This is a genomic window from Alkalibacterium sp. m-11 (assembly GCF_054658155.1).
In genome coordinates, this window is sequence record NZ_BAAGIR010000153.1 from 1 (window position 1) to 4,066 (window position 4,066).

Below are 4,066 nucleotides of genomic sequence, written 5' to 3' on the forward strand. Positions count from 1 at the left end.
GACTTGCTCATTGTATTACTTGTGAGTTAACCATGTTAACTCGTTTGTTGCCTTCGACTCCAAAAGAATCGAAGACCCCTGCACATTTGGTTGTTTCTACTTTGTTCAGTTTTCAAAGATCTATCTCGTTCAGCTCTTTATTTCGTGTTGTTCCGTTCGAGCTGACTTTTATAACACTACATTGTTTTCAATCAGATGTCAACAACTTTTTTAAAAGTTTTTTGTGCGTTTGAGCCGCACAATGCTGACACGAAGGAAAACCTTGGTTGCTGTTATTCAACAACGAATATAACTATACCAGGTTTTCCATCTTTCGTCAACAGGTTTTCGGATATTTATTAATTCTTTTTCGAGTGGGCTAAAACAAAGCTTTACTTGACCAGCTTTATTCTTCTTTCATAAATGAAAAATCAGCTTCGTCTCTTTTTGTAATCATTAACAGTCCATCTCCTACTGGCAGGATTACCGCATCCATTGCCGGATGATCAAGAACTACATCAAGAAACTCATTTAATTTTCTGTGGATCTTTCTTGTACGTTTCGGAATGTCCTTTTCATCATTAAGTATTGTTCCACCTTGGAGAACATCGTCAACAGCTAATACACCACCCATTTTCAAAATACGATAACACTCGGGAAAGAAACTGTAGTATTTTGCTTTAGCACTATCCATGAAAATGAAATCTTTTGAATTAGACTTTATTTTTTCCAGCCATTCATTGGCCTGACCTTCTAATAGGGTGACTTTATCTTTTAGCCCCAGGAGCTTGAAGTTAGTTTCCGCTTTAGCAATCATGTCCGGATTCCGTTCAATTGTTGTCACGTGTCCATCCCGAGGCATGGATTCCAGCATAAGCGCCGCAGAAAACCCGATAGCTGTTCCAACTTCAAGTACATCTTTTGGGCTGAGCAAAGGAAGCAGCCATTTAAAGAACGCGACTGTTTCGTGAGGGATGACCGGAACACGGTTTTCATTCGCCCATTTTTCAATCTCCAACAATTTACCTTCTAACTGCTTCTGGTCCCTTCTAAGAAATTCTCTAACGTCGTTATTGATCACAGGACGATCCATCATTTCATTCCGTTTATGCAATGTCAATTCCTCTTTTCTTTTATTTTCTCTATTTTACACTGATTTATCTACTTAACCAAGATTGATTCTGTTATAATGAAAATGTGAAAACACGAAAAATCAGATGAGAAGGAGCTTTTGATTTATGCTTATCAAACAACTATCAGTCCCTAAAAATAGCGTCACGACTATATCTGAATCAGCTACACTACAGGAAGCGATCACTCTATTAGAAGAAACCGGCTTCCGCTGCGTGCCTGTGCTGGATAAAAGCGGCCGTATTTTCCGCGGGAACATCTATAAAATGCATATTTACCGCCACAAGGCAAACGGTGGTGACATGGACCTTCCAGTTACCCACTTACTTAAGAATGCGACCAAATATGTACACATCAATTCGTCGTTCTTTAAAATCTTCTTTATGATCAAGGACCTGCCATATATTACTGTGCTGGATGAAAACAATAATTTTTACGGCATTCTGACTCACAGTACGCTGATCGACCTGCTTCAGCAATCTTGGAGTATCGATCAGGGAAGCTACGTTCTTACCATTGCTACTCCTGGTGAAAGAGGGGATCTCGCTAACATCTCCAAGCTGATCAACCGCTACTGTTCGATCATGAGCTGTATTACTCTTGATGTCCAGAGAGAGAACATGGTCCGCAGAACCATCATGACCCTTGAACCGGGCATCTCACGAAAAACTGTTGATGAAATCTCGAAGGTTCTTGACAGAAAAGGCTTCAAGGTTGTACAAGTTGAAGACCTTCATAACGATTAAGATTAATTAGAAAAACAGTGCTGCTCCTATTGTTCCTCTTATAAAAGAGAACACCAGGGACATGCACTGTTTTTTTGCGCCAAACCTGTTTAATTTTCCATTCGTTTGTTGAAGTTCAGTTTCTTATCCAGTGATAGGATGATTGGGATTCCAACTCCCATAGTGACAAACTGTCCTAGAAATACTGTCAGGTAAGTTAACCAGAAAACTTCTTCTACCCCAATTAGCAGGAGCATCAGTGCGATCATGAAGCTGAACACCGAAAATATAACGGTATTGATCATCATCTTCTTAATCGGTGACTGGATTTTCTTCGTTACAATAAAGAAAACAATAAATGAGACAATCGTATGACCAACTCCAAGAATCCAGTCGTATACTCCAAAAGGAGAGAGAATCAGATTTGTCAGGACGACTCCGGCTGTTACACCATAAGCATACTTTTTATTGAAGACTGCCAGATGGTTCAGCATTTCAGATAATCTGAACTGAATCGCTCCAAAACCAAACGGAGCGATAAGTAGTGTGATACCTGTGTAAAGGGCTCCTATTATGGCGTTTAATACCCATTGCTTTGTTTTCATTTTTTCATTTCCTCCTAGTTTTTATATCGTGGGTTGACGCTTTCGAACCACGGTCGTTTTTAGACAACGAGGATAAGCTTAGCATGCTTACATCAATTTTTCAATACACAAAAAAGACAGACTCCAGTCATTCGGACTAGATTCCGTCTTTACTAAGTATAGTAAGGCCTTAGATATGTTTATATTTATTTGACAAGCTCACACTGATAGACAGGGCCTCATCAACAGCATTCATCGTTTCAGCATCCAGCTGAGTGACTTGGTCTTTCAGCCGCTGTTTATCAATCGTTCTGATCTGTTCAAGCAGAATGACAGAATTTTTTTCCAGTCCCTGTTTGGCACTGACCTCCACATGTGTCGGCATCTTACCTTTTTCGATTCTTGTTGTGATTGCCGCAACAATAACTGTCGGGCTATATTTGTTTCCAACATTGTTCTGTATAATCAGAACAGGGCGCATACCGCCTTGTTCCGATCCAACTACCGGGGATAAATCTGCATAAAAAATATCTCCACGCTTAACCATAGGCTTTCCTCCTTGAAGGAGCCTTTCAGATAAGGTCGTGTTCCGTTTGAAGAGCTGCCGGAACCTTGTTATCAGATATGAGTATGCGCTTCGCTCTCGCATCCATCAAATTCGGAACAGATTTCCAAATTGATGTGTCCCATTTCTGCATATCCCTTCCTCATGGCATCCATTTTATTCATTGTTTCCCGAACAAAGCAGTGGAAAATGTCAGACATGAGTTCCGTTTCTTCAGTATCTGTCTCCATGCAATATTCTTCGATATCTTCGTAAACTGATTGATCAAGTTCAATAACCATTTTTCTATTGCTATGCTCTTTCATGAATATGCCCTCCAAAATATACTGATAAAAAAGCTAAACAGCCAGCTTACTTGACACCAGTGTCAGAAGCTTCAATGAATACTTAGCCAAAAGAAATGTAGAATCTCATTCCTTGTCTGCTAGTTTATCATGAAAGGCGAACAAATTGAACCACTCTTTGTGACACTTCTTTGACTCAAAAAACCGCTCAACAAGAACGTTTGTTATTTGTCTTCTAAAATAACCTGTGCTACTGCGATCGTTCCTGTATGAGAAATCGATACCCAGGCCTTTCCAGGGAAAGGACATACGGTGATCATAGGTTTTCCCTGATCATCTGGCAGGATTTCAACATCACGAAAAGTCAGCTTACCGATACCTGTTCCCAAGGCCTTAGAGTACGCTTCTTTTGCTGAAAATCGGCCGGCTAAAAATTCTATCTTTCTTGTTCCTTTTAATGAATGAAAATACTCCAGTTCATTAGTTGTCAGAACTCGATCAGCAAAGGATGGTCTTTTTATGTACGCTTTATTGATCCGTTCAATATCGACTATATCCAGTCCGATACCAGCAATCATCTGTCTTCCTCAATTCTATAACTCAATATTAAATCAATCAGCTACTGTATTATGTTACCAGATTAAATAATAAAAGTCATTTCATATAATTTAAGGTATGTGTCAAGACTTTGGCGGAAACTTTTTTTCTAGAGATGGTAACTCTTCAATTTTAATATTAAAATGGCTCATTCTGTGTGTTTCATTACCCAAACATTTTCTTCAGTTGTCCCATTGGACT

The 4,066-nt window shown here is 39.4% G+C and carries 6 protein-coding genes; 1 reads left to right on the top strand and 5 read right to left on the bottom strand.

The window, feature by feature from the left end:
- Positions 1-385: 385 nt before the first annotated feature.
- On the bottom strand, positions 386-1,093 hold the full coding sequence (locus tag ACYQ2O_RS10820) for an O-methyltransferase (RefSeq protein WP_091265408.1): 708 nt from the start codon (positions 1,091-1,093) through the stop codon (positions 386-388).
- A gap of 124 nt (positions 1,094-1,217) precedes the next feature.
- Here ACYQ2O_RS10820 and cbpA point away from each other — a divergent pair, with 124 nt between their 5' ends.
- On the top strand, positions 1,218-1,856 hold the full coding sequence (gene cbpA, locus ACYQ2O_RS10825; RefSeq protein ID WP_346024931.1) for a cyclic di-AMP binding protein CbpA: 639 nt from the start codon (positions 1,218-1,220) through the stop codon (positions 1,854-1,856).
- A gap of 89 nt (positions 1,857-1,945) precedes the next feature.
- Here cbpA and ACYQ2O_RS10830 read toward each other — a convergent pair whose 3' ends face one another.
- From ACYQ2O_RS10830 to acpS, 4 genes are all read right to left on the bottom strand, one after another.
- Positions 1,946-2,440 (bottom strand): QueT transporter family protein, encoded by a 495-nt coding sequence (locus ACYQ2O_RS10830; protein WP_091265412.1) that lies wholly within the window; start codon positions 2,438-2,440, stop codon positions 1,946-1,948.
- A 169-nt stretch (positions 2,441-2,609) separates the two neighbouring features.
- Positions 2,610-2,966 (bottom strand): type II toxin-antitoxin system PemK/MazF family toxin, encoded by a 357-nt coding sequence (locus ACYQ2O_RS10835; protein ID WP_346024932.1) that lies wholly within the window; start codon positions 2,964-2,966, stop codon positions 2,610-2,612.
- Between the two features lie 71 nt (positions 2,967-3,037).
- Positions 3,038-3,289, bottom strand: coding sequence for a hypothetical protein (locus tag ACYQ2O_RS10840; RefSeq protein ID WP_091479935.1), 252 nt, complete (start codon positions 3,287-3,289; stop codon positions 3,038-3,040).
- 203 nt (positions 3,290-3,492) lie between these two features.
- A complete protein-coding gene (gene acpS, locus ACYQ2O_RS10845; RefSeq protein WP_346024933.1) occupies positions 3,493-3,846 on the bottom strand; it encodes a holo-ACP synthase in 354 nt (117 codons plus the stop codon).
- Positions 3,847-4,066: the final 220 nt, after the last annotated feature.

Excerpts from the sequence above, each read along its gene's own strand:
- ACYQ2O_RS10840 (WP_091479935.1), bottom strand. The coding sequence starts at position 3,289 with ATGAAAGAGCATAGCAATAGAAAAATGGTTATTGAACTTGATCAATCA.
- acpS (WP_346024933.1), bottom strand. The coding sequence starts at position 3,846 with ATGATTGCTGGTATCGGACTGGATATAGTCGATATTGAACGGATCAAT.
- ACYQ2O_RS10830 (WP_091265412.1), bottom strand. The coding sequence starts at position 2,440 with ATGAAAACAAAGCAATGGGTATTAAACGCCATAATAGGAGCCCTTTAC.
- cbpA (WP_346024931.1), top strand. The coding sequence starts at position 1,218 with ATGCTTATCAAACAACTATCAGTCCCTAAAAATAGCGTCACGACTATA.
- ACYQ2O_RS10835 (WP_346024932.1), bottom strand. The coding sequence starts at position 2,966 with ATGGTTAAGCGTGGAGATATTTTTTATGCAGATTTATCCCCGGTAGTT.